General features: G+C 62.2%; 19 protein-coding genes and 1 tRNA gene. All 20 read right to left on the bottom strand.

The window, feature by feature from the left end:
• Positions 1–120 precede the first annotated feature (120 nt).
• On the bottom strand, positions 121–1578 hold the full coding sequence (nuoN, locus tag AC1VWL_RS14875; RefSeq protein ID WP_282268420.1) for an NADH-quinone oxidoreductase subunit NuoN: 1458 nt from the start codon (positions 1576–1578) through the stop codon (positions 121–123).
• Positions 1579–1614: 36 nt separating this feature from the next.
• Positions 1615–3126 carry an NADH-quinone oxidoreductase subunit M gene (locus AC1VWL_RS14870; RefSeq protein WP_481534145.1) on the bottom strand — a complete coding sequence of 504 codons (1512 nt, stop codon included), beginning with the start codon at positions 3124–3126 and terminating at the stop codon, positions 1615–1617.
• A 19-nt stretch (positions 3127–3145) separates the two neighbouring features.
• Entirely contained in the window at positions 3146–5260 is a 2115-nt protein-coding gene (gene nuoL, locus AC1VWL_RS14865) for an NADH-quinone oxidoreductase subunit L (RefSeq protein WP_481508923.1), read from the bottom strand.
• A 7-nt stretch (positions 5261–5267) separates the two neighbouring features.
• Positions 5268–5573 carry an NADH-quinone oxidoreductase subunit NuoK gene (gene nuoK, locus AC1VWL_RS14860; protein WP_054656949.1) on the bottom strand — a complete coding sequence of 102 codons (306 nt, stop codon included), beginning with the start codon at positions 5571–5573 and terminating at the stop codon, positions 5268–5270.
• Positions 5570–6223, bottom strand: a complete 654-nt coding sequence (locus AC1VWL_RS14855; protein ID WP_481513020.1) for an NADH-quinone oxidoreductase subunit J — start codon at positions 6221–6223, stop codon at positions 5570–5572. Before AC1VWL_RS14855 ends, nuoK begins: the two co-directional genes overlap by 4 nt.
• Before the next feature lie 9 nt (positions 6224–6232).
• Positions 6233–6721, bottom strand: coding sequence for an NADH-quinone oxidoreductase subunit NuoI (gene nuoI / locus AC1VWL_RS14850; RefSeq protein WP_282268409.1), 489 nt, complete (start codon positions 6719–6721; stop codon positions 6233–6235).
• A gap of 3 nt (positions 6722–6724) precedes the next feature.
• Positions 6725–7819 carry an NADH-quinone oxidoreductase subunit NuoH gene (gene nuoH / locus AC1VWL_RS14845; RefSeq protein ID WP_057626698.1) on the bottom strand — a complete coding sequence of 365 codons (1095 nt, stop codon included), beginning with the start codon at positions 7817–7819 and terminating at the stop codon, positions 6725–6727.
• Positions 7816–10050 carry an NADH-quinone oxidoreductase subunit NuoG gene (gene nuoG, locus AC1VWL_RS14840; protein WP_482987208.1) on the bottom strand — a complete coding sequence of 745 codons (2235 nt, stop codon included), beginning with the start codon at positions 10048–10050 and terminating at the stop codon, positions 7816–7818. Before nuoG ends, nuoH begins: the two co-directional genes overlap by 4 nt.
• Positions 10047–11384, bottom strand: coding sequence for an NADH-quinone oxidoreductase subunit NuoF (gene nuoF, locus AC1VWL_RS14835; protein ID WP_282268405.1), 1338 nt, complete (start codon positions 11382–11384; stop codon positions 10047–10049). Before nuoF ends, nuoG begins: the two co-directional genes overlap by 4 nt.
• 3 nt (positions 11385–11387) lie before the next feature.
• On the bottom strand, positions 11388–11915 hold the full coding sequence (gene nuoE / locus AC1VWL_RS14830) for an NADH-quinone oxidoreductase subunit NuoE (protein WP_282268404.1): 528 nt from the start codon (positions 11913–11915) through the stop codon (positions 11388–11390).
• A 91-nt stretch (positions 11916–12006) separates the two neighbouring features.
• Positions 12007–13236 carry an NADH-quinone oxidoreductase subunit D gene (locus AC1VWL_RS14825; RefSeq protein WP_481534153.1) on the bottom strand — a complete coding sequence of 410 codons (1230 nt, stop codon included), beginning with the start codon at positions 13234–13236 and terminating at the stop codon, positions 12007–12009.
• An 89-nt stretch (positions 13237–13325) separates the two neighbouring features.
• A complete protein-coding gene (locus AC1VWL_RS14820; protein WP_282268403.1) occupies positions 13326–14078 on the bottom strand; it encodes an NADH-quinone oxidoreductase subunit C in 753 nt (250 codons plus the stop codon).
• Positions 14079–14109: 31 nt separating this feature from the next.
• The gene (locus AC1VWL_RS14815) at positions 14110–14664 is read right to left on the bottom strand and encodes a NuoB/complex I 20 kDa subunit family protein (protein WP_017354657.1); all 555 of its coding nucleotides are present in this window, start codon (positions 14662–14664) and stop codon (positions 14110–14112) included.
• Entirely contained in the window at positions 14655–15011 is a 357-nt protein-coding gene (locus AC1VWL_RS14810) for an NADH-quinone oxidoreductase subunit A (protein ID WP_282268401.1), read from the bottom strand. The genes AC1VWL_RS14815 and AC1VWL_RS14810 overlap by 10 nt, the downstream gene beginning before the upstream one ends.
• 112 nt (positions 15012–15123) lie before the next feature.
• Positions 15124–15208: transfer RNA gene (locus AC1VWL_RS14805), tRNA-Leu, on the bottom strand.
• A gap of 48 nt (positions 15209–15256) precedes the next feature.
• Complete coding sequence (gene secG, locus AC1VWL_RS14800; RefSeq protein ID WP_296246076.1) at positions 15257–15703, bottom strand: preprotein translocase subunit SecG; 447 nt, start codon at positions 15701–15703, stop codon at positions 15257–15259.
• Between the two features lie 29 nt (positions 15704–15732).
• Positions 15733–16488, bottom strand: a complete 756-nt coding sequence (gene tpiA, locus AC1VWL_RS14795) for a triose-phosphate isomerase (protein WP_481534150.1) — start codon at positions 16486–16488, stop codon at positions 15733–15735.
• A 156-nt stretch (positions 16489–16644) separates the two neighbouring features.
• Complete coding sequence (locus AC1VWL_RS14790; protein WP_282268395.1) at positions 16645–17583, bottom strand: isopenicillin N synthase family dioxygenase; 939 nt, start codon at positions 17581–17583, stop codon at positions 16645–16647.
• 73 nt (positions 17584–17656) lie between these two features.
• A complete protein-coding gene (glmM, locus tag AC1VWL_RS14785) occupies positions 17657–19015 on the bottom strand; it encodes a phosphoglucosamine mutase (RefSeq protein WP_482987207.1) in 1359 nt (452 codons plus the stop codon).
• On the bottom strand, positions 19015–19896 hold the full coding sequence (gene accD / locus AC1VWL_RS14780) for an acetyl-CoA carboxylase, carboxyltransferase subunit beta (RefSeq protein ID WP_481534152.1): 882 nt from the start codon (positions 19894–19896) through the stop codon (positions 19015–19017). The genes glmM and accD overlap by 1 nt, the downstream gene beginning before the upstream one ends.
• Positions 19897–20097: the final 201 nt, after the last annotated feature.

Genomic DNA, 20097 nt, shown 5'->3' with positions numbered 1-20097 from the left:
CGGAAAAACCCTTCCGGTTGAATCACTTATCAAGTGATTCCGACCTTTCCGCTAAGCGGTGAGGCCGTCAACTCAGGAGATGAATAATACACACTTCGCGCAGATTTGTAACGTTTTTTATTACAAATGTGCAAAAGAATTGCGCATCCACTCCATGATCGGGCCCAAACCGAGCGGCAGGAACAGCAGCAGCACGGAATTCACGCCCAACACGATACCCAGGATGCGGTCATTGTTGCGAGGCAGCGGCTCACCCACCGGCTCATCGAAGTACATGACCTTGATGACGCGCAGGTAGTAGAAGCAACCAATCACCGCACACAACACACCAACCATGGCCAGCCACAGCAGGCCACCATTGACGGCCGCGCTCAGCACCGACAGCTTGGTCCAGAAGCCCAGGAACGGCGGGATACCGGCCAGCGACGCCATGATGCACAGGACCAGGCCTGCCATCCACGGGCTGCGTGCGTTCAGGCCCTTGAAGTCTTCGATGTTCTCGGCCTCAAAACCGGCACGCGACATCGCGATGATCGCGCCGAATGCCGCGGTCGACATGATGGCGTAGGCAATGGCGTAAAACAGCGCGGCCGAATAGCCCGCCTCGCCGCCACCGGCGATGCCCATCAGCAGGAAGCCGATGTGCGACACGGTCGAGTACGCCAGCATGCGCTTCAGGTTGGTCTGGGCGATGGCCATCAGGTTACCGATGACCAGCGACAACGCGGCCAGGCCGGCCAGCACGTACTGCAGCTCGGTCGACAGCGGGCCAACGCCCATTTCCAGCAGGCGGTAGGCCATGCCGAACGCGGCCAGCTTCGGTGCCGAACTGATGAACAACGCGATCGGCGCCGGTGCACCCTGGTAGACGTCGGGCAGCCACATGTGGAACGGTGCCGCGCCCAGCTTGAAGGCAACGCCAGCGACCATGAACACCGCGCCGGTCAACAGCAGCAGGCGCTCATCGGAATGGGCGATGGACGCGTGGATCACGTCCAGGTGCAGCGAGCCGGTGGCGCCATAGATCAGCGACATGCCGTACAGCAACAGGCCCGAGGCCAAGGAACCCAGCACGATGTACTTCATGCCGGCTTCGGCCGCGAGCTTGTTCTCGCGATTGCTGGCAACCAGCGCATAGGAACACAGCGCCAGCAGTTCCAGGCCCAGGTAGACCATCAGCAGGCTGCCGGCCGAAACCAGGATCATCATGCCGGCAGTGGCGAACAGGATCAGCACCGGGATCTCGCCCTGGTACAGATTGCGCTCGCGCAGGTAGCTCCAGCCGTAGATCAGGCTCAGGCCACTGACCAGCACCACGACGGTTTTCATCACGTCGGCAGCGTTGTCACGGATGAACATCCCGTGGAATACCTCGCCCTGCCCGCCCACGCCGTTCAACAGCATGATGAAGGCGACAGCGAGGATCGCCACCGAAATGAAGTGGGTCCAGACCTTGTGCCTGGTGCTGATGAACAGATCAAGGATCAGCAGGGCAAAGGCACCGCCAATCACTACCAGTTCGGGCAGCAACGGCAGCAGGTCGGTCGTGGTCAACGGCAGAGGCGTCGGCGTGGTCATCATCAAATCCTGGAATCAATACTCTCGACGAGCCGCTTACAGCAGCTTGCTTGAAGCGATCTGCATCGCCAGATGGGCGATGGAGGGCTCCATCAGATCGGTCAGCGGCTTGGGATAGAAGCCCAGCACCAGCGTACCGACCGCAAACACGGTCATTACCAGCCACTCGCGACCATTCATGTCCTTCAGCTCGGCGACGTGGGCATTGCCCACTTCACCGAAGAACACGCGCTTGTACAGCCACAGCGAATAAGCAGCACTGATGATCAGCGTGGTAGCAGCGCCCAGAGCAACCAGCGGATTCCACTGGAATGCGGCCAACACGATCATGAACTCACCAACGAAGCCGCTGGTACCCGGCAGACCGGAATTGGCCATGAAGAACAACAGTGCGAACGCCGCAAACCAAGGCATCACATTCACCACGCCGCCGTAATCGGCGATGCGGCGACTGTGCATGCGGTCATACAGCACGCCCACGCAGGAGAACATCGCGCCGGAGACGAAACCGTGCGAAACCATCTGCACCATGGCGCCCTGCAGGCCCAGGCGGGCTGCGTCGGCACTGCCGGCGTCACGTACCAGCCACAGCGCGATGAAGGTACCCAGGGTAACGAAACCCATGTGTGCGACCGACGAATAAGCAATCAGCTTCTTCATGTCGTCCTGCACCATCGCCACCAGGCCAACGTAGATCACCGCCACCAGCGACAACGCGATCACCAGCCAGGCCCACTCGTGGCTTGCGTCCGGAACGATCGGCAGGTTGAAACGCAGGAAACCATAGCCACCGATCTTCAGTGCGATCGCCGCCAGGATCACCGAGCCGGCGGTCGGCGCTTCAACGTGCGCGTCCGGCAGCCAGGTGTGCACCGGGAACATCGGGACCTTGACCGCGAAGGCGATCAGGAAGGCGAAGAATATCCAGGTCTGCTCCTTGGCCGACAGCTGCAGCTGGTACAGGTCAACCAGCTGGAAGCTGCCACCCTTCAGGTACAGGTAGATCAGTGCCACCAGCATCAGCACCGAGCCGAGGAAGGTGTACAGGAAGAACTTCATCGCCGCGTAGATGCGACGCGGACCGCCCCAGACGCCGATGATCAGGAACATCGGGATCAGCATGGCTTCGAAGAACACGTAGAACAGCATCGCGTCGGTGGCGGCGAAAATGCCGACCGTCACGCCTTCCAGGATCAGGAAGGCCGCCACGTACTGGTTGACGCGCTTGTCGACCACGCCCCAGGCACCGATCAGGGCCAACACGCCGATCAGCGTGGTCAGCAGGATCAGGGCAATGGCGATGCCGTCGACGGCGAGGTTGTAGCCGATGTCGAACGCCGGGATCCACGGGTGCTGTTCGACGAACTGCATCACATCGGCCGCGCCGCGGTCATAGCCGCTGAGCAGACCGAGGCTGAGCAGGAAGGTGAGCAATGCGACCGCCAGGGATGCCCAACGGGCAGCCTGGGCGTTACGCAAGGCGAGGATCAATGCACCGCCGATGATCGGCAGCCAGATGAGAATGCTAAGTAGAGGCCAGTTCGACACGTCTTCTATTCCGTACAGGTCAACGCCAGAAATGCATCAGCACGCCCAACAGGGCAATCAGGCCGATGATCATCGCGAACGCGTAGTGGTAGAGGAAACCGGATTGGGTGCGGCGCAACAGGTTGGCAGCCAGGTCGACCAGACGCGCCGAACCATTGACCATCACCCCATCAACGACCGTGCTATCAACGGCACGGGCGGCCTTGCCGAGCTGCACACCACCGCCGGCAAAGCCGTCGATCCAGAGCTTGTCGAAGCCGTACTTGTTTTCCAGCACCGAAACCACCGGTGCCAGGGTCTTGCGAGCCTGTCCTGCCAGTTCCGGCTTCCAGATGTAGAACACCCAGGCCAGCGCGAAACCTGCAACCGTCAGCCAGAACGCAGGCATCTGCATGCCGTGTATCGCATAGGCCACCGAACCGTGCCAGAACTCCTTGCCGACTTCGGCAATGGTGTCACGCGCAGGGTCGTAGAAGTCGACGATGCCGGTGAAGAACGACATGGCCTGGCCGGGGATGCCGCCAGCGGCAGCATGGCCATCCCAGCCGGTACCAAACAGCATCGGGCCGATGGTGAAGAAGCCGATCAGGATGGACGGAATAGCCAGCAGGATCAGCGGCACGGTCACCACCAGCGGCGACTCGTGCGGCTCGTGCGCACCATGACCGTGGTGGTCATCGTGGCCGTGGCCATGATCGGCGTGGTGATCATCATGTGCGTCGCGGAAGCGTTCCTTGCCGAAGAAGGTCAGGAACAGCAGGCGGAAGCTGTAGAAACTGGTGACGATCACGCCACCGAGCACCGCCCAGTAACCGTACAGGGCAACCCAGCCAGCATCGGCAGCATGCGCGTGCATCGCGGCCGCTTCGATGATGGTGTCCTTCGAGTAGAAACCGGCGAAGAACGGCGTACCCACCAGGGCCAACGTACCGATCCACATGGTGATGTGGGTGATCGGCATGTACTTGCGCAGGCCGCCCATCTTCATCATGTTCTGCTCATGGTGCATGCCCATGATCACCGAACCGGCCCCCAGGAACAGCAGCGCCTTGAAGAAGGCGTGGGTCATCAGGTGGAACACGGCGCCCGAGTAGGCCGACACGCCCAGTGCAACCGTCATGTAGCCCAGCTGCGACAAGGTCGAATAGGCAACCACGCGCTTGATGTCGGTCTGCACGATGCCGATCAGGCCGGTGAAGAACGCGGTGGTGGCACCGATGAACAGGATGAAGTCCAGCGCGGTCTGAGACAGCTCGAACAGCGGCGACATGCGGGTCACCATGAAGATACCCGCGGTAACCATGGTCGCGGCGTGGATCAGTGCCGAGATCGGGGTCGGGCCTTCCATCGAGTCCGGCAGCCAAACGTGCAGCGGCACCTGTGCCGACTTGCCCATCGCACCGATGAACAGGCAGATGCAGATGATGGTCGCCACGCTCCACTGGTTGTCGCCGATCAGCTGCACCATGGCGTGACCGGTCGTGTCGGTACCCAGCACCGTGCTGGCATTGGCGAACACGGTGGCGTAGTCCAGCGAGCCGAAGGCCCACAGGATGCCAGCGATGCCGAGCAGGAAGCCGAAGTCACCAACGCGATTGACCAGGAAGGCCTTCATGTTGGCGAAGATAGCCGTGGGCTTCTTGAAGTAGAAACCGATCAGCAGGTACGACACCAGGCCCACCGCTTCCCAGCCAAAGAACAGCTGCAGGAAGTTGTTGCTCATCACCAGGGTGAGCATCGAGAAGGTGAACAGCGAGATGTAGCTGAAGAAACGCTGGTAGCCGTCATCTTCGGACATGTAGCCGATCGAGTAGATGTGGACCAGCAGCGACACGAAGGTCACCACCACCATCATCATCGCGGTCATGCGGTCGATCATGAAACCGACGTGGGCCGCGTACTGGCCGACTTCAAAGAAGGTGTAGACGTTCTGGTTGTACGGCTGCGCCCCGCCCCACAACAGCTGGGAGAAGATGTAGGCCGACAGGCCGCAGCTGATGGCCACGCCCAGGATGGTGATGTACTGGGCGCCCTTGCGCCCCACCTGACGACCGAACAGGCCGGCGATGATGCTGCCGAACAGTGGTGCAAGCACCACTGCAATCAACAGACTCTTGGAGAGAGTGATTTCCATCTTCGGATCAGCCCTTCAGCGAATCGACTTCGCCCACGTTGATGGTGTGGCGAGTACGGAACAAGGTCACCAGGATCGCGAGGCCGATTGCAGCTTCGGCCGCGGCCACGGTCAGGATGAAGAACACGAACAGCTGACCGGCGGTGTCGCCCAGCTCACGCGAGAAGGCGATGAAGTTGATGTTCACCGACAACAGCATCAGTTCGATCGACATCAACAACACGATGATGTTCTTGCGGTTGAGGAAGATGCCGGCAACGCTGATGCAGAACATCACCGCGCCCAGCGCAAGCATATGGCCCAGGGAAATCATGGCTTGGCCTCCTCGCCACCGTCATGTTGCGTATCGACCTGCACCACCGGCTTCTCGGCGGCCATCTTGACCATGCGCAGGCGGTCTTTTGCCTTGGTCATGGTCTGCTCGGTCGGGTTCTGCGTCTTCAGGCCTTCGCGACGGCGCAGGGTCAGCATCACGGCTGCAACCACGGCGACGGTCAGGATCACGGCCGCGAACTCGAACGGCAGCAGGTATTCAGTGAACAGGCTGCGTGCCAGCCAGGTGATGTTGGACGTATCGGCGGCCACCGCAGCGGCGTTGTCCACCGGGAACGGCGCGGTACGTGCCTTGACCCCGATCAGGGTCAGCATCTGCACCAGCATCACCACCGCGACCACCAGGCCGACCGGCAGGTAACGCACCCAGCCTTCACGCAGGTTGGTGGTGTCGATGTCCAGCATCATCACCACGAACAGGAACAACACCATCACCGCGCCGACATAGACCAGCACCAGGGTGACGCCAAGGAACTCCGCCCCCACCAGCAGCCATACGCAGGCGATGGAGAAGAAGGTCAGGATCAAGCACAGCACGGCGTACACCGGGTTGCGCACACTGATCACCGCTGCCGCGGAAATGCCGGCAATGATGGAGAAGAACCAGAAAGCAATATTTACCCAATCCATCTCAAGACCTCAGCGGAAGGCGGCGTCGGCGGCACGGCGCTCGGCGATTTCGGCTTCAAGCCGGTCGCCAATTGCCAGCAGCTGCGGCTTGGTGATGACGTTCTCGCCACGCTTCTCGAAGTGGTACTCGAGAATGTGGGTCTCGACGATCGAGTCTACCGGGCAGCTTTCTTCGCAGAAGCCGCAGAAGATGCACTTGAACAGATCGATTTCGTAACGCGTGGTACGGCGGGTACCGTCTTCGCGCTTGGCCGAGTCGATGGTGATCGCCAATGCCGGGCACACCGCTTCGCACAGTTTGCAGGCGATGCAGCGTTCTTCACCGTTGGGGTAACGGCGCAGGGCGTGCAGGCCACGGAAACGCGGCGACTGCGGGAACTTCTCCATCGGGTACATCACGGTGTACTTGGGCTTGAACGTGTATTTCAACGTCAGCCACAAGCCGCCGAGCAACTCCAGGAGCAGCAGGCTTTTGAAATAGTGGGTGATCTTATTCATGAATCAAACGCCCTTCTGGATCACGCCGTAGAACACCATCAGTGCCGTCACCGCGATCCAGAAAATGGTCAACGGGATGAACACCTTCCAGCCCAGACGCATGATCTGGTCATAACGGAAGCGCGGGAAGCTGGCACGGAACCAGATGTACGCACTGGCGAAGAACAGCACCTTGAGCAGCAACCACGGCCAACCGCCGGTCCAGATCCAGTTGATCCACGGCGAGATGTCGGCCGTGATCCAACCCTGGAGCGGGCTCAGCCAGCCACCGAGGAAGAAGATCGAGATCAGGAAGCTGACCAGGATCATGTTGGCGTACTCGGCCAGGAAGAACAGTGCGAACGCACCGCCGGAGTACTCCACCATGTGGCCGGCAACGATTTCCGACTCGCCTTCCACCACGTCGAACGGCGCGCGGTTGGTTTCGGCAACGCCGGACACCCAGTACACGACGAACAGCGGGAACAGCGGCAGCAGGAACCAGTCGAACAGACCCGAATTGCCCTTCTGCGCCAGCACGATGTCGGTCAGGTTCAAGCTACCGGCGGCAATCATCACGCCGACCAGGGCGAAGCCCATCGCGATTTCGTAGCTGACCACCTGAGCGGCCGAACGCATCGCACCGAGGAAGGCGTACTTGGAGTTGGAAGCCCAACCCGCGAGGATCACGCCGTACACGCCCAGCGAGGTCATCGCCAGCAGGTACAACAGACCAACGTTGGCGTTGGACAGCACCAGCTTGTAGTCGAACGGAACCACCGCCCACGCCGCGAACGAAGGTGCCAGCACGATCAGCGGCGCGATGATGTACATCGCCTTGTGTGCGCTGGCCGGGGCAATGATTTCCTTGAACAGCAGCTTGGTGACGTCGGCGAAGGCCTGCAGCAGGCCGCCCAGACCGACATACATCGGCCCGTGGCGCACGTGCATCCAGCCGATCAGCTTGCGCTCCCACAACACGTAGAAGGCAACCGAAATGATCACCGGCATGGCGATCAAGAGGATCTTGATCACCGTCCACAGCACGATGCCGATGTCACCCAGGGACATGAACCACTGGAACAAGGGCTCGATCGCGTTTAACAGCAACTCGTTCATGCAGCCACCACCGTTACCCGAGCGGCACCCAGCGGCGCGGTTGCGCCGTGGCCCGATTCAATCCACACCGTACCGGCGGCGACGCGTGAGTCGACCACGACCGACAGCGTGGCGCGACCAGCGTCGGTACCAACCTTGGCCATCTGGCCTTCGCTCAGCTGCAGACGCGCGGCGTCGTCGGCATTGAGCACGATGCGCGGATCGTTGTTGAGCGGATGCGACTGCAGCGCCTGTGCGCGACGCACGACGGCATCGGTGCGGTAGATCGCCGGGGTCGAAGCCACTTCGAAGCCCTCGCCTGCCAGCTGCGGCTGCGCCGAAGCGGCAACCTTGACCGTGACCGGCTGCAGGCCGGCACGCAGGCCTGCCAGATCGGTGAAACCGAAACCGGCCAACTGCATGTCACCACCCAGCGCACGCAGCACGCGCCAGCCCTCGCGGGCCTCGCCCTGCAGCTTGCCACCAGCACGGGCGACCTGGTTGCGGCCATCCAGATTGGTCAGCGTTGCGTCGATTTCCGGCAGCGCGCCAATCGGCAGGATTACATCGGCCACATCGCGGGTCGAGGTGCAGGCGAAGTGGCTGAAGGCCACGACCTTGGCACCGGCCAGCGCCTTGCGTGCAGCGGCGGTATCGGCGAAGTCCAGGCCCGGCTCGATGCCGTACAGGGCATAGGCCTTGCGCGGCTGCGCCAGCATTGCATTGACGTCCTTGCCGGCCGGCAGCACGCCAACCTGGGCCAGACCCACGGCATTCGCACCCTGCGGGATGCGGCACAGCTTGGCGCCGGTGGCAGCGGCAAACGCACTGGCAGCAGCACGGATGGCAGCGGCCTGCGGGTGATTCTCGGCAATCGCGCCGACGATGATGACGGTGTTGTTGCCGCCCTTCACCGCGTCGACCAGCTGCGCGTTGCCCAGCGTCTCGACGAAGCGCGACGGTGCAACGATGTGCTTGCCAGCCAGCTTGAACGCGAAGTCGAAATCGACCGGGTTGATCGAATGGATCTTGGCGCCGTTGGTGGTCTGCGCCTTGCGCAGGCGAGCATGCAGCAGCGGCAGTTCGTGGCGGATATTGCTACCCAGCACGACGATCTGATCGGCGTGTTCGATGTCGGCCAGCGACATGCCGAACCCTTCGGCAACCGGCGCATCGGAGAAATCGCGGTTGTTGATGCGGTGGTCGATGTTGTTCGAACCCAGGCCAGCAGCCAGGCGGGCCAGCAATGCGCCCTCCTCGTTCGAGGTTGCCGGGTGCACCAGCACGCCGAGCTCATCGCCACGGTTGGCTTCGAAGATTTCGCGGGCAGCGGCCAGACCTTCGGCCCAGCTCACTTCCTTCCACTCGCCATTGACCTTCTGCAGCGGCTTGACCGCGCGGTCGGCCGCATACAGGCCCTGGTGCGAATAACGATCGCGATCGGACAGCCAGCACTCGTTGACCAGTTCGTTGTCACGCGGCACCGCACGCAGCACTTCGCCGCGACGGGTGTGCAGGAACAGGTTCGAGCCCATCGCGTCGTGGTAACCCAGCGACTCGCGTGCAGTCAGTTCCCACGGACGTGCCTTGAACTGGAACACCTTGTTGGTCAGCGCGCCGACCGGGCACACGTCGATGACGTTGCCGGACAGCTCGGTGGTCAGCGGCTTGCCGTCATAGGTGCCGATCTGCAGGTTTTCACCACGCGACATGCCACCCAGCTCGTAGGTGCCAGCGACTTCAGCGGTGAAGCGCACGCAACGGGTGCACTGGATGCAGCGGGTCATCTCGGTGGCGACCAGCGGCCCCATGTCCTCGTCGACAACGACGCGCTTGCGCTCGTTGAAGCGACTGACCGAACGGCCGTAACCCAGCGACACGTCCTGCAGCTCGCACTCGCCGCCCTGATCGCAGATCGGGCAGTCCAGCGGGTGGTTGATGAGCAGAAACTCCATCACCGAACGCTGGTACTTGAGCGCCTTCTCGTTGCGGGTCTGGATCTTCATGCCATCCATGACCGGGGTAGCGCAGGCCGGCGACGGCTTGGGCGACTTTTCAACGTCGACCAGGCACATGCGGCAGTTTGCGGCGATCGGCAGCTTCTCGTGGTAGCAGAAGCGCGGAATCGGGATGCCAGCCTTGTCGGCGGCCTGGATGATCATCGAACCCTTGGGTACGACCAGGGACTGACCATCGATATCGATGGTCACGTGATCCGGCGGTACATTGGGATTTACCGGTTGCGCGCTCATGCGGCAGCAGTCTCCACCTTCTTGCCGTCAACCATCGAATGACCGTTGACGATGTAGTACTCGAATTCGTTCCAGAACTGGCGCAGGAAGCCTTGAATCGGCCACGCTGCCGCCTCACCGAACGCACAGATGGTGTGGCCTTCGATCTGGCCGGCAACCGTCTTCAGCTGGTGCAGGTCTTCCATCGTGGCCTGGCCGGCGACGATGCGCTCCAGCACGCGATGCATCCAGCCGGTGCCTTCACGGCACGGGGTGCACTGGCCACAGGATTCCTTGTGGAAGAACTGGCTGATGCGGCAGGCGAACTTGACGCAGCAGACGCTGTCATCCAGCACCACGATGGCACCCGAACCCAGGCCCGAGCCCAGTGCACGAATGGTGTCGTAGTCCATCGCCAGCCCGTTGAGCTGCTCGGCGGTCAGCACCGGCATCGACACGCCGCCCGGGATTGCGCCCTTCAGCTTGCGGCCCGGACGCAGGCCACCGGCCATCGCCAGCAGGTCGTCGAAAGTGGTGCCCAACGGCACTTCGAAGTTGCCGCCCTTGGTCACGCAGCCGGAAACCGAGAAGCACTTCGGGCCGCCGTTATTGGTCAGGCTCAGGTTCTTGAACCACTCCGCGCCGTTGCGGATGATCGCCGGCACCGAGGCATAGGTCTCGGTGTTGTTGATCGTGGTCGGCTTGCCGTACAGGCCGAAGTTGGCCGGGAACGGCGGCTTGTAACGCGGCTGGCCCTTCTTGCCTTCCAGCGATTCCATCAGTGCGGTTTCTTCGCCGCAGATGTAGGCGCCGGCGCCGAGTGCGCCATAGATATCGATGTCGCAACCGCTGCCCAGCACGTTCTTGCCGAGCCAGCCGTGCTTGTAGGCATCGGCCAGGGCCTGCTCGAAGTGCTCGAACGGCTCGTGGTGGAACTCACCGCGCAGGTAGTTGTACGCCGCGGTCGAGCCGGTGGCGTAGCAGGCAATCGCCATGCCTTCCACGACCGAATGCGGGTTGTAACGCAGGATGTCGCGGTCCTTGCAGGTGCCCGGCTCGGATTCATCCGAGTTGCAGAGGATGTACTTCTGCACATCGCCCTTGGGCATGAAGGACCACTTCAGGCCGGTCGGGAAGCCAGCGCCGCCACGGCCACGCAGGCCGGACTGCTTGACCATCTCGATGACGTCGGCCGGCGGGATCTTCTCTTCGAGGATCTTGCGCAGCGCGGCGTAGCCACCGGTCTTCAGATAGCTTTCGTACGACCACGGGGTGTCGTAATGCAGCGTGGTGTAGACCACGTTGTGCGGAAGCGGCGCCGGTCCGACCGGGCCCTTGGATTCGTGGTGTGCCATGCCTTACTCCAGCCCGTCCAGCAGCGCATCGACCTGGTCCAGCGTCAGGCGCTCGTGGTAATGGCCGTTGATGACCATCATCGGCGCACCGGCGCAACCAGCCAGGCACTCTTCCTCTTTCTTGAGGTAGACGCGGCCGTCGGCGGTCGATTCACCGTGCTTGATGCCCAGCTTCTTCTCGCAATGGCGGACGATGTCGTCGGCGCCATTGAGCCAGCAGCTGACGTTGGTGCAGATGGCCACGTTGTTGCGGCCAACCTTCTCGGTCTCGAACATCGAGTAGAAGGTTGCAACTTCGTACGCCCACACGAACGGCAGGTCCAGGTACTTGGCCACGCCCGCGATAAGCTCGTCGCTCAGCCAGCCCTGGTTCTGCTCCTGTGCGGCATGCAGACCCTGCAGCACCGCCGAACGCTTGCGGTCCGGCGGAAACTTGGACAGCCAGTGATCGATGTGAGCGCGCGTCTTGTCGCTCAACACCACCATCGGGTCGACGTTGCGCGCCGCCTCGAAATTACCCGTCGCCTTCATAGGCCGACCTCAACGAATACCAAAAGCTGAAAAACCGATGCCTGCGGCGGCAGGACCGCGCAGGCAACGGACGATGTCTGATCCGCCGGCATTACCGGTCAACCTCACCGAACACGAGGTCGTAGGTGCCGATCATTGCCACCACGTCGGCCAGCATGTGGCCGCGCACGACCGAGTCGATCGAGGACAGGTGGGCGAAGCCCGGCGCGCGCAGGTGGGCGCGGAACGGCTTGTTGGCACCGTCGGAGACCAGGTAGCAACCGAATTCACCCTTGGGCGCTTCAACCGCCGCATAGGTTTCACCGGCCGGCACGCAGTAGCCTTCACTGAACAGCTTGAAGTGATGGATCAGCGCTTCCATGTCGTCCTTCATCTCGGCGCGAGCCGGCGGGGCGACCTTGAAGTTCTTGACCATCACCGGGCCCGGATTGGCCTTCAGCCAAGCCACGCACTGCTTGATGATGCGGTTGGATTCACGCATTTCGGCGACGCGGACCAGGTAACGGTCATAGCAGTCACCCTTGGTGCCCAGCGGCAAGTCGAAATCGACCGCGTCGTACTTGGCGTACGGCTGCTTCTTGCGCAGATCCCAGGCAATACCCGAACCACGCAGCATCACGCCGGTCATGCCCCAGGCCAGCGCATGTTCCGGGGTGATCACGCCAATGCCGACGGTACGCTGTTTCCAGATGCGGTTGTCGGTCAGCAGGGTTTCGTATTCGTCAACGCGACCCGGGAATTCCTTGGTGAAGTTCTCCAGGAAGTCGAGCAGCGAGCCTTCGCGCGAAGCATTCAGGCGCTTCAGCGCATTGCCCTTGTGCCAACGCGATTCCTTGTACTTCGGCATCGTGTCCGGCAGGTCGCGATAGACGCCACCCGGGCGGTAGTACGCCGCATGCATGCGCGCGCCGGAGACTGCTTCGTAGCAGTCCATCAGCTCTTCACGCTCACGGAAGGCATACAGCATCACCGCCATCGCGCCCAGATCGAGCGCGTTGGAACCCAGCCACATCAAGTGGTTCAGGATGCGGGTGATTTCATCGAACATGGTGCGGATGTACTGCGCACGCTCGGGCACCTCGATACCCACCAGGGTTTCGATCGCGCGGACATAAGCGTGCTCGTTGCACATCATCGAGCAGTAATCCAGGCGATCCATGTAACCGATCGACTGGTTGAACGGCTTGGATTCGGCCAGCTTCTCGGTCGCGCGGTGCAGCAGGCCGATATGCGGATCGGCGCGCATGATGGTCTCGCCGTCCATTTCCAGGATCAGGCGCAGCACACCGTGCGCGGCCGGATGCTGCGGGCCGAAGTTCATGGTGTAGTTGCGGATTTCCTGCTTGGCTTCGGCAGGATTGCTCGCAAAGGCCTGCGAAGCCTGGTGGAATTCCTTCTTTACGTCCGCACTCACTTGCTTGCCTCCGTCTGCGCGCGCTCGCCTTCAGCGGTCTGGAAACGGGCATCGTCGCGGATAACACGCGGCACGCCTACGCGCGGTTCGACCGAAGTCACCGGCTCGTAGACCACACGCTTCTTTTCTTCGTCGTAGCGCACTTCGACATTGCCGATCAGCGGGAAATCCTTGCGGAAAGGATGGCCCACGAAACCGTAGTCGGTCAGGATGCGACGCAGGTCCGGGTGACCTTCGAAGATCACGCCATACAGGTCGAACGCTTCGCGCTCGAACCAGTTCAGGCCCGGATAGATATCGGTCAGCGAGGCCACCACTGGCAGCGATTCGCTGGGTGCGTAGCAACGGATGCGCAGCAGCTGGTTGTGCTGGTAGGAGCGCAACTGGCAGACCACCGCGAAACGCTGCTTCGGCAGTGCGTCCGGCTGCGCGCCTTCGGCGGTTTCGTGGCTGGGGAACTCACCCCAGGCGAAACGACCTGCGCCGCTGCCTTCCACACCACGGCTGAAGCCGTGCGAGGAAACGTCCGAGGTATCCCACTCGTCGCTGCCGTAACCGAGGTAATCGACGCCGCACAGGTCGGTGGCGTGCTCGAAGCCGAGTTCATCACGCAGCGCCAGAGCGGTTGCGTGCCAATCGGCAACAGCCACTTCCAGCGTTACTTCGCCGCGCGGTTCGACCACCACAACCTGCGCACCGGCAAAACGGGCGCGAAGTTTATCGATGAGAGAAGGTGCTTGCTGGGCCATGGGGCTGGCGTGCTCTTGATTTGAAAGGGGGTCAGCGTGCGATGGTCTGGGTGCGCCAGATCTTCTTCTGCAGCTGCAAAATGCCGTACACCAGCGCCTCGGCGGTCGGCGGGCAGCCCGGGACGTAGACGTCCACCGGCACCACACGATCGCAACCGCGCACCACTGCATAGGAATAATGGTAATAACCGCCACCGTTGGCGCAGCTACCCATCGAGATGACCCACTTCGGGTCCGGCATCTGGTCGTAGACCTTGCGCAGCGCCGGGGCCATCTTGTTGACCAGGGTGCCGGCCACGATCATCACGTCGGACTGACGCGGCGAGGGACGGAACACCACGCCATAACGATCAAGGTCCAGACGCGCCGCACCGGCGTGCATCATTTCCACCGCGCAGCAGGCCAGACCGAAGGTCATGGGCCACATCGAGCCGGTACGTGCCCAGTTCAACAGCGCGTCAACGCTGGTGGTCACATAGCCCTTCTCGAGCAGGGGGTTATCGCCTTCAGGCCGCAGAATGTCATCAACCCGCCCTTCCGGGACGGGGTTGTTCATCAGGCCGTCGAGAGTTTGGATCACTCCCATTCCAGCGCTCCCTTCTTCCACACGTAGATAAAGCCGAGGAACAGCATGCCCACGAACAAGCCCATGGTGACCAGCGAACGGGCGCCGAGCTCCATGAACACCTGGGTCCAGGGCACAATGAAGATGATTTCCAGGTCAAAGACGATGAACTGGATGGCGATGAGGTAGTAGCGCACGTCGAACTTCATGCGCGCGTTCTCGAACGCCTCGAAGCCACACTCGTAGGCGGAGAGTTTCTCGGTGTCCGGCGAACGCGGAGCGAGGAACCGACCGATCAACATCAGCGCAACGCCAATGCCGGTGGCGACGATCAGAAACAGCAGAGACGGCAAATATTCGGCCAGCACAGCGATTCTCTCTTGCCTCTGCCCGGGACACCTGCAGGTGCCAAGGCATGGGGGATGAACGGGACTTGCCACGACGGGAAGCTGCTGCAACCCGTGTACCCGCATAAAACAATGGTGCCCAAGAGGGGACTCGAACCCCTACGACTCTCGTCGCTACCACCTCAAGGTAGTGCGTCTACCAATTCCGCCACCTGGGCTTACGTCAGCGCAGCTGCTTCGCAGTGCGCCGCGTATTGTAACCGTCTTCAGTCTTTCTGTGCGGGTTCAGCGGGCTTTTCTTCGCTCTTGGCCGGAATATTTTCCGCCGGGGCCGTTGCCTGCGGCACTTCACCCACGGCAGCGGCGGCTGGAGCCGCCGGAACGGCCTGCAACTCACCTGCCGGAACCGCCGGCGCAGCAGCCGGAGCCACCGTCTCAACCGTACCCATCAGGCCCACGCCCTGGTCCGCCGGACGCGAACCGTGGCTGGCGTACCATGCCATGAACAAGCTGATGCCGAAAAACACCACGGCCAGCCATTTGGTGCTCTTGGACAGGAAGTTGGACGCGCCACGCGCGCCAAACACCGTACCCGACGCACCGGCACCAAAACCCGAACCAGCGGCAGCACCAGAGCCACGCTGCATCAGGATCAGCGCGATCATCGCGAGCGCCACCAGCACATAGACCACATTGAGGATCAACATCAGCATTTTTGAAATCCGTCCCGGACAATTACCCGTTAGCGACTGGCAGCCGCCCTCGCGATGGCCAGAAAATCAGCCGCCACCAGCGAAGCGCCACCTACCAGCCCGCCATCGACGTCAGGCTGTGAAAACAGCTCTGCTGCGTTGTCGGGCTTGACGCTGCCGCCATAAAGGATCGACAACGAATCGGCAATTCTAGCATCGCGCTCGGCGACTACGCCACGAATGAACGCATGCACGGCCTGCGCCTGCTCCGGCGTGGCGGTACGACCGGTGCCAATTGCCCAGATCGGCTCATACGCCACCACCGCCTTGGCGAAGGCCTGCACCCCGGCCAGGTCCAGTACTGGCGCCAGCTGCGAGGCAATCACCGCCTCGGTCTGCGCGGTCTCACGCTGCTCCAGCGTCTCACCTACGCATAAGACTGGGATCAGACCAGCATTGATCGCAGCAACGAACTTGCGCGCAACCAGCTCACTGCTTTCGTTGTGATACTGCCGGCGCTCGGAGTGGCCGACCAAGCCGTGGGTGGCACCGACGTCCACCAGCATGCTGGCCGAAACCTCACCCGTGTAGGCGCCCTTTTCGTTGCTGCTGACATCCTGCGAGCCAAAAGCCAGCTCCGTCTCCTCGAAATCCTCGACCAGATCCCCCAGGTAAGGCAACGGCGGCAGGATCACCAGACTCACACCAGGCAGCGGCAGGCCCGCGGCCACCTGCCCGACCAGATCGGTGGCGAATTGCCGGCTGCCATGCAGCTTCCAGTTACCAGCAACGATTTTTTGGCGCATTCAGGCATAACTCCCCGGTAAAAAGTATCGGCAAAGGATAGCCGATATGCGGACATCGGCAGGACAAGCTGCGGACAACGGAAGACAAGACGCAAAAACGCCGCCGGGCCTTGGCCGCGGCGGCGCGATAGGACAGCTGGCGAAACCAGCGCCGGCTTACTTCAGCTTGATTTCGCGCAGGCGCTCTTCCAGGAAACCATGGGCGGTGATCGCCTCCGGATAGCGGCTCGGATTCTCCGCAGTGATGCACGAAGGCAACACGTCGATCAGGAAGTCCGGGTTCGGGTGCAGGAAGAACGGCACCGAGTAGCGCGGCTTGCGTGCCAGCTCACCCGGGGGATTGACCACGCGATGGATGGTGGACGGGTACACATGGTTGGTCAGGCGCTGCAGCATGTCGCCGATGTTGACCACGATGGTGTCGGCGTCGGAGGTGAACGGGACCCACTCACCTTCATGCGACTGCACTTCCAAACCGGCCGCACTGGCACCAACCAGCAAGGTGATGAAGTTGATGTCGCCATGTGCGCCAGCGCGCACGTTGGGGATGTCATCGGTGGTGATCGGCGGATAGTGGATCGGGCGCAGGATCGAGTTGCCGTTGTTGGTCTTGTCGGCAAAGAAGGTCTCGGGCAGGCCAATGTGCAGGGCCAGGGCCGACAGCACGCGCGAGCCCAGCTGGTCCAGCTTCTGGTACAGGCCGTACCCATGCTCCTTGAAGCCGGGGACTTCGCTCGGCCACAGGTTCGGCGGCATCACCTCACGGTACTTGGAGTCATCGGCGATCTCGCGGCCGATATGCCAGAACTCCTTCAGGTCGAAATGCTTGGAACCCTTGGCGGTTTCCACACCGAACTGGGTATAGCCACGCGCACCGCCACCGCCAGCGATGTGGTACTGCTTCTTCACATCTTCAGGCAGCGCGAAGAATGCCTTGAACACGTCATACGCGGCGTCGATCTCCGCCTGCGGGATGCCGTGGTTGCGAATACCCGCAAAACCCCACTGACGATACGCCGCGCCCAGTTCGGCCACGAAGGCCTCACGGTCGGTATCGAAACGGGTGATGTCGAGGGTGGGAATGCGGGAACTCATACAAAACTCCAAGGAAAGGAACGGAATGCCGGCTATTGGAACCGACATCCCGGCAACACCACTATGATCCAGCTCAAACCTGTGCGGCAGCCGAACGAACCGCCTCGGCCAGCGCCTCAAGCGTAGCGCTCATCAGCCCGGCCTCATCGGCCTCGACAGTGACCCGCACCACCGGCTCGGTACCCGACGGCCGCAGGAATGCCCTGCCCCGCCCGGCCACCGCGGCCTGCGCGGCCGCCAGCGCAGCCTGTACTGGCGCACTTGCAACCACTTCGCGCGCCCCGCTTTCCAGGCGCACATTGATCGTCTTCTGCGGCACCATCACCAGCCCCTGCAGCGCCTGCCGCAGGTTCACACCGGCACCACCAAGCACTTCCAGCACCTGCAAGGCACTGACAATGGCATCACCGGTGGTAGCCCGGTCCAGGCACAGGATGTGGCCAGAGGCTTCGCCGCCGAGCACGCCATTGCCCTCAACCAGGGTCTGGTGCACGTAGCGGTCGCCAACGTTGGCGCGGACAAACGGAATGCCCAGACGCTCCAGCGCCTGCTCCATCCCGTAATTGGTCATCAACGTGCCGACCACCGGGCCACGCAGGCGACCATTGGCCTGCCACGCCTTGGCCAGCACATACAACAAGCCATCGCCATCCACTGCAGCACCGGTGTGATCGACCATCAATACGCGATCACCATCGCCATCGAAGGCGATACCGATATCGGCACCGACCTCGACCACCTTGCGCGCCAGACTGTCGATGTGCATCGAACCCACGCCATCATTGATGTTGATGCCGTTCGGCTCGGCGCCGATCGCGGTCACCTCCGCCCCCAGCTCGCGGAACAACAGCGGCGCGACGTGATAGGTAGCGCCATGGGCGCAGTCGAGTACGACCTTGAGCCCGCGCAGGTAGAAGTCACGCGGCACGCTGGCCTTGCAGAACTCGATGTAACGGCCGACCGCATCACGCGCGCGCACCGCCTTGCCGAGCTGCTCGGATTCCACCGTCGAGAACGGCTGATCCATCGCCGCCTCCAGCGCCAGCTCGGTGGCGTCGTCGAGCTTCTCGCCTTCGGCGGAGAAGAACTTGATGCCGTTGTCGTAATGCGGATTGTGCGAGGCACTGATGACAATGCCGGCATCGGCACCCAGCGTATGCGCAAGGAAAGCCACCGCTGGGGTCGGCATCGGCCCAATCAACTGCACGTTGGCACCTGCGGCAACCAGGCCCGCTTCCAATGCCGACTCGAACATATAACCGGAGATGCGCGTGTCCTTGCCGATCACCACGGTCGGCTGGGTCCCGCCGCTGCGCGCAACCAGCACGCGCCCAAGCGCATTGCCGACACGCAGCACGAAATCAGCGGAAATGACGCCCTTGCCGACCCGGCCGCGGATGCCGTCGGTGCCAAAATACTTGCGCGTGCTCATCAGGCAGCGGCTTCCTCGTGCTGCGGTTGACGGCCCAGCATGGCCAACAGCTCGGCCAGTCGGTCACGCATTTCGCGGCGGTCACAGATCTGGTCGATGGCGCCATGCTCGAGCAGGAACTCCGAGCGCTGGAAGCCTTCCGGCAGCTTTTCGCGCACGGTCTGCTCGATCACGCGCGGACCGGCAAAGCCGATCAGCGCCTGCGGCTCGGCGATGTTGATGTCGCCAAGCATTGCGAACGAGGCCGACACGCCACCGGTGGTGGGATGGGTCAGTACCGAGATATAGGGCAAGCCGGCTTCACGCAGCTTGGCCAGCGCGGCCGAGGTCTTGGCCATCTGCATCAGCGAGAACAGGCCTTCCTGCATGCGGGCACCGCCGGAGGCGGAGAAGCACACGTAAGGGGAGCCGATTTCCAGCGCCGTCTCTGCAGCCAGTGCGAAGCGCTCGCCAACCACCGAGCCCATCGAACCACCCATGAAGGCGAAATCGAAGGAAGAAGCCACCAGCGGGCGGCCCTTCAGCAAGCCGCGCATGGCGACCAGCGCGTCGTACTCGCCGGTGTTCTTCTGGCTGGCCTTGATACGTTCGACGTATTTCTTCTGGTCCTTGAACTTGAGCACGTCGGTCGGCCCGAGGCGGGCAGCGATCTCGCTGGTGCTGTCAGCGTCAAACAACGAAGCCAGGCGCGCACGCGCACGGATGGCCATGTGGTGCCCGCACTTCGGGCAGACCTCCAGGTTTTCTTCCAGCTCCGGGCGGTACAGGGCCGCACCGCAGCTACTGCATTTTTCCCACAGCCCCTCGGGGACGCTGCGTTTTTTGGAGGGCGTGTTGTCGGTACGGATGCCGGACGGCATCAACTTGCTGAGCCAACTCATGCGGGATGACAATTCCGTTCAGGGTGGCCTCGCGGCCACGACAGGGCCCACAGTCTAGCTCACCACTGCGACCAAGTCGCAGCACCAGATCTGGCGCAATCCCTACTGCCGCGTATGTTTGCAGTGCAATGCCGGGACACTGTAGTGCCGAGCCATGCTCGGCAAGGGGCTTTACCGGGAACGCCCCCTGCCGAGCATGGC

The organism is Stenotrophomonas sp. STEN063, from assembly GCF_056854515.1.
This window is presented reverse-complemented; position numbering and strand designations above follow the sequence as displayed.

Coding starts and splice junctions, on each gene's coding strand:
- AC1VWL_RS14820 (WP_282268403.1), bottom strand. CDS start 14,078: ATGGCCCAGCAAGCACCTTCTCTCATCGATAAACTTCGCGCCCGTTTT.
- AC1VWL_RS14855 (WP_481513020.1), bottom strand. CDS start 6,223: ATGGATTGGGTAAATATTGCTTTCTGGTTCTTCTCCATCATTGCCGGC.
- secG (WP_296246076.1), bottom strand. CDS start 15,703: ATGCTGATGTTGATCCTCAATGTGGTCTATGTGCTGGTGGCGCTCGCG.
- nuoH (WP_057626698.1), bottom strand. CDS start 7,819: ATGAACGAGTTGCTGTTAAACGCGATCGAGCCCTTGTTCCAGTGGTTC.
- nuoG (WP_482987208.1), bottom strand. CDS start 10,050: ATGAGCGCGCAACCGGTAAATCCCAATGTACCGCCGGATCACGTGACC.
- accD (WP_481534152.1), bottom strand. CDS start 19,896: ATGAGTTGGCTCAGCAAGTTGATGCCGTCCGGCATCCGTACCGACAAC.
- nuoN (WP_282268420.1), bottom strand. CDS start 1,578: ATGACCACGCCGACGCCTCTGCCGTTGACCACGACCGACCTGCTGCCG.
- nuoF (WP_282268405.1), bottom strand. CDS start 11,384: ATGGCACACCACGAATCCAAGGGCCCGGTCGGACCGGCGCCGCTTCCG.
- AC1VWL_RS14815 (WP_017354657.1), bottom strand. CDS start 14,664: ATGGGAGTGATCCAAACTCTCGACGGCCTGATGAACAACCCCGTCCCG.
- nuoE (WP_282268404.1), bottom strand. CDS start 11,915: ATGAAGGCGACGGGTAATTTCGAGGCGGCGCGCAACGTCGACCCGATG.
- nuoL (WP_481508923.1), bottom strand. CDS start 5,260: ATGGAAATCACTCTCTCCAAGAGTCTGTTGATTGCAGTGGTGCTTGCA.
- glmM (WP_482987207.1), bottom strand. CDS start 19,015: ATGAGCACGCGCAAGTATTTTGGCACCGACGGCATCCGCGGCCGGGTC.
- tpiA (WP_481534150.1), bottom strand. CDS start 16,488: ATGCGCCAAAAAATCGTTGCTGGTAACTGGAAGCTGCATGGCAGCCGG.
- AC1VWL_RS14825 (WP_481534153.1), bottom strand. CDS start 13,236: ATGAACTTCGGCCCGCAGCATCCGGCCGCGCACGGTGTGCTGCGCCTG.
- nuoK (WP_054656949.1), bottom strand. CDS start 5,573: ATGATTTCCCTGGGCCATATGCTTGCGCTGGGCGCGGTGATGTTCTGC.
- AC1VWL_RS14790 (WP_282268395.1), bottom strand. CDS start 17,583: ATGAGTTCCCGCATTCCCACCCTCGACATCACCCGTTTCGATACCGAC.
- nuoI (WP_282268409.1), bottom strand. CDS start 6,721: ATGAATAAGATCACCCACTATTTCAAAAGCCTGCTGCTCCTGGAGTTG.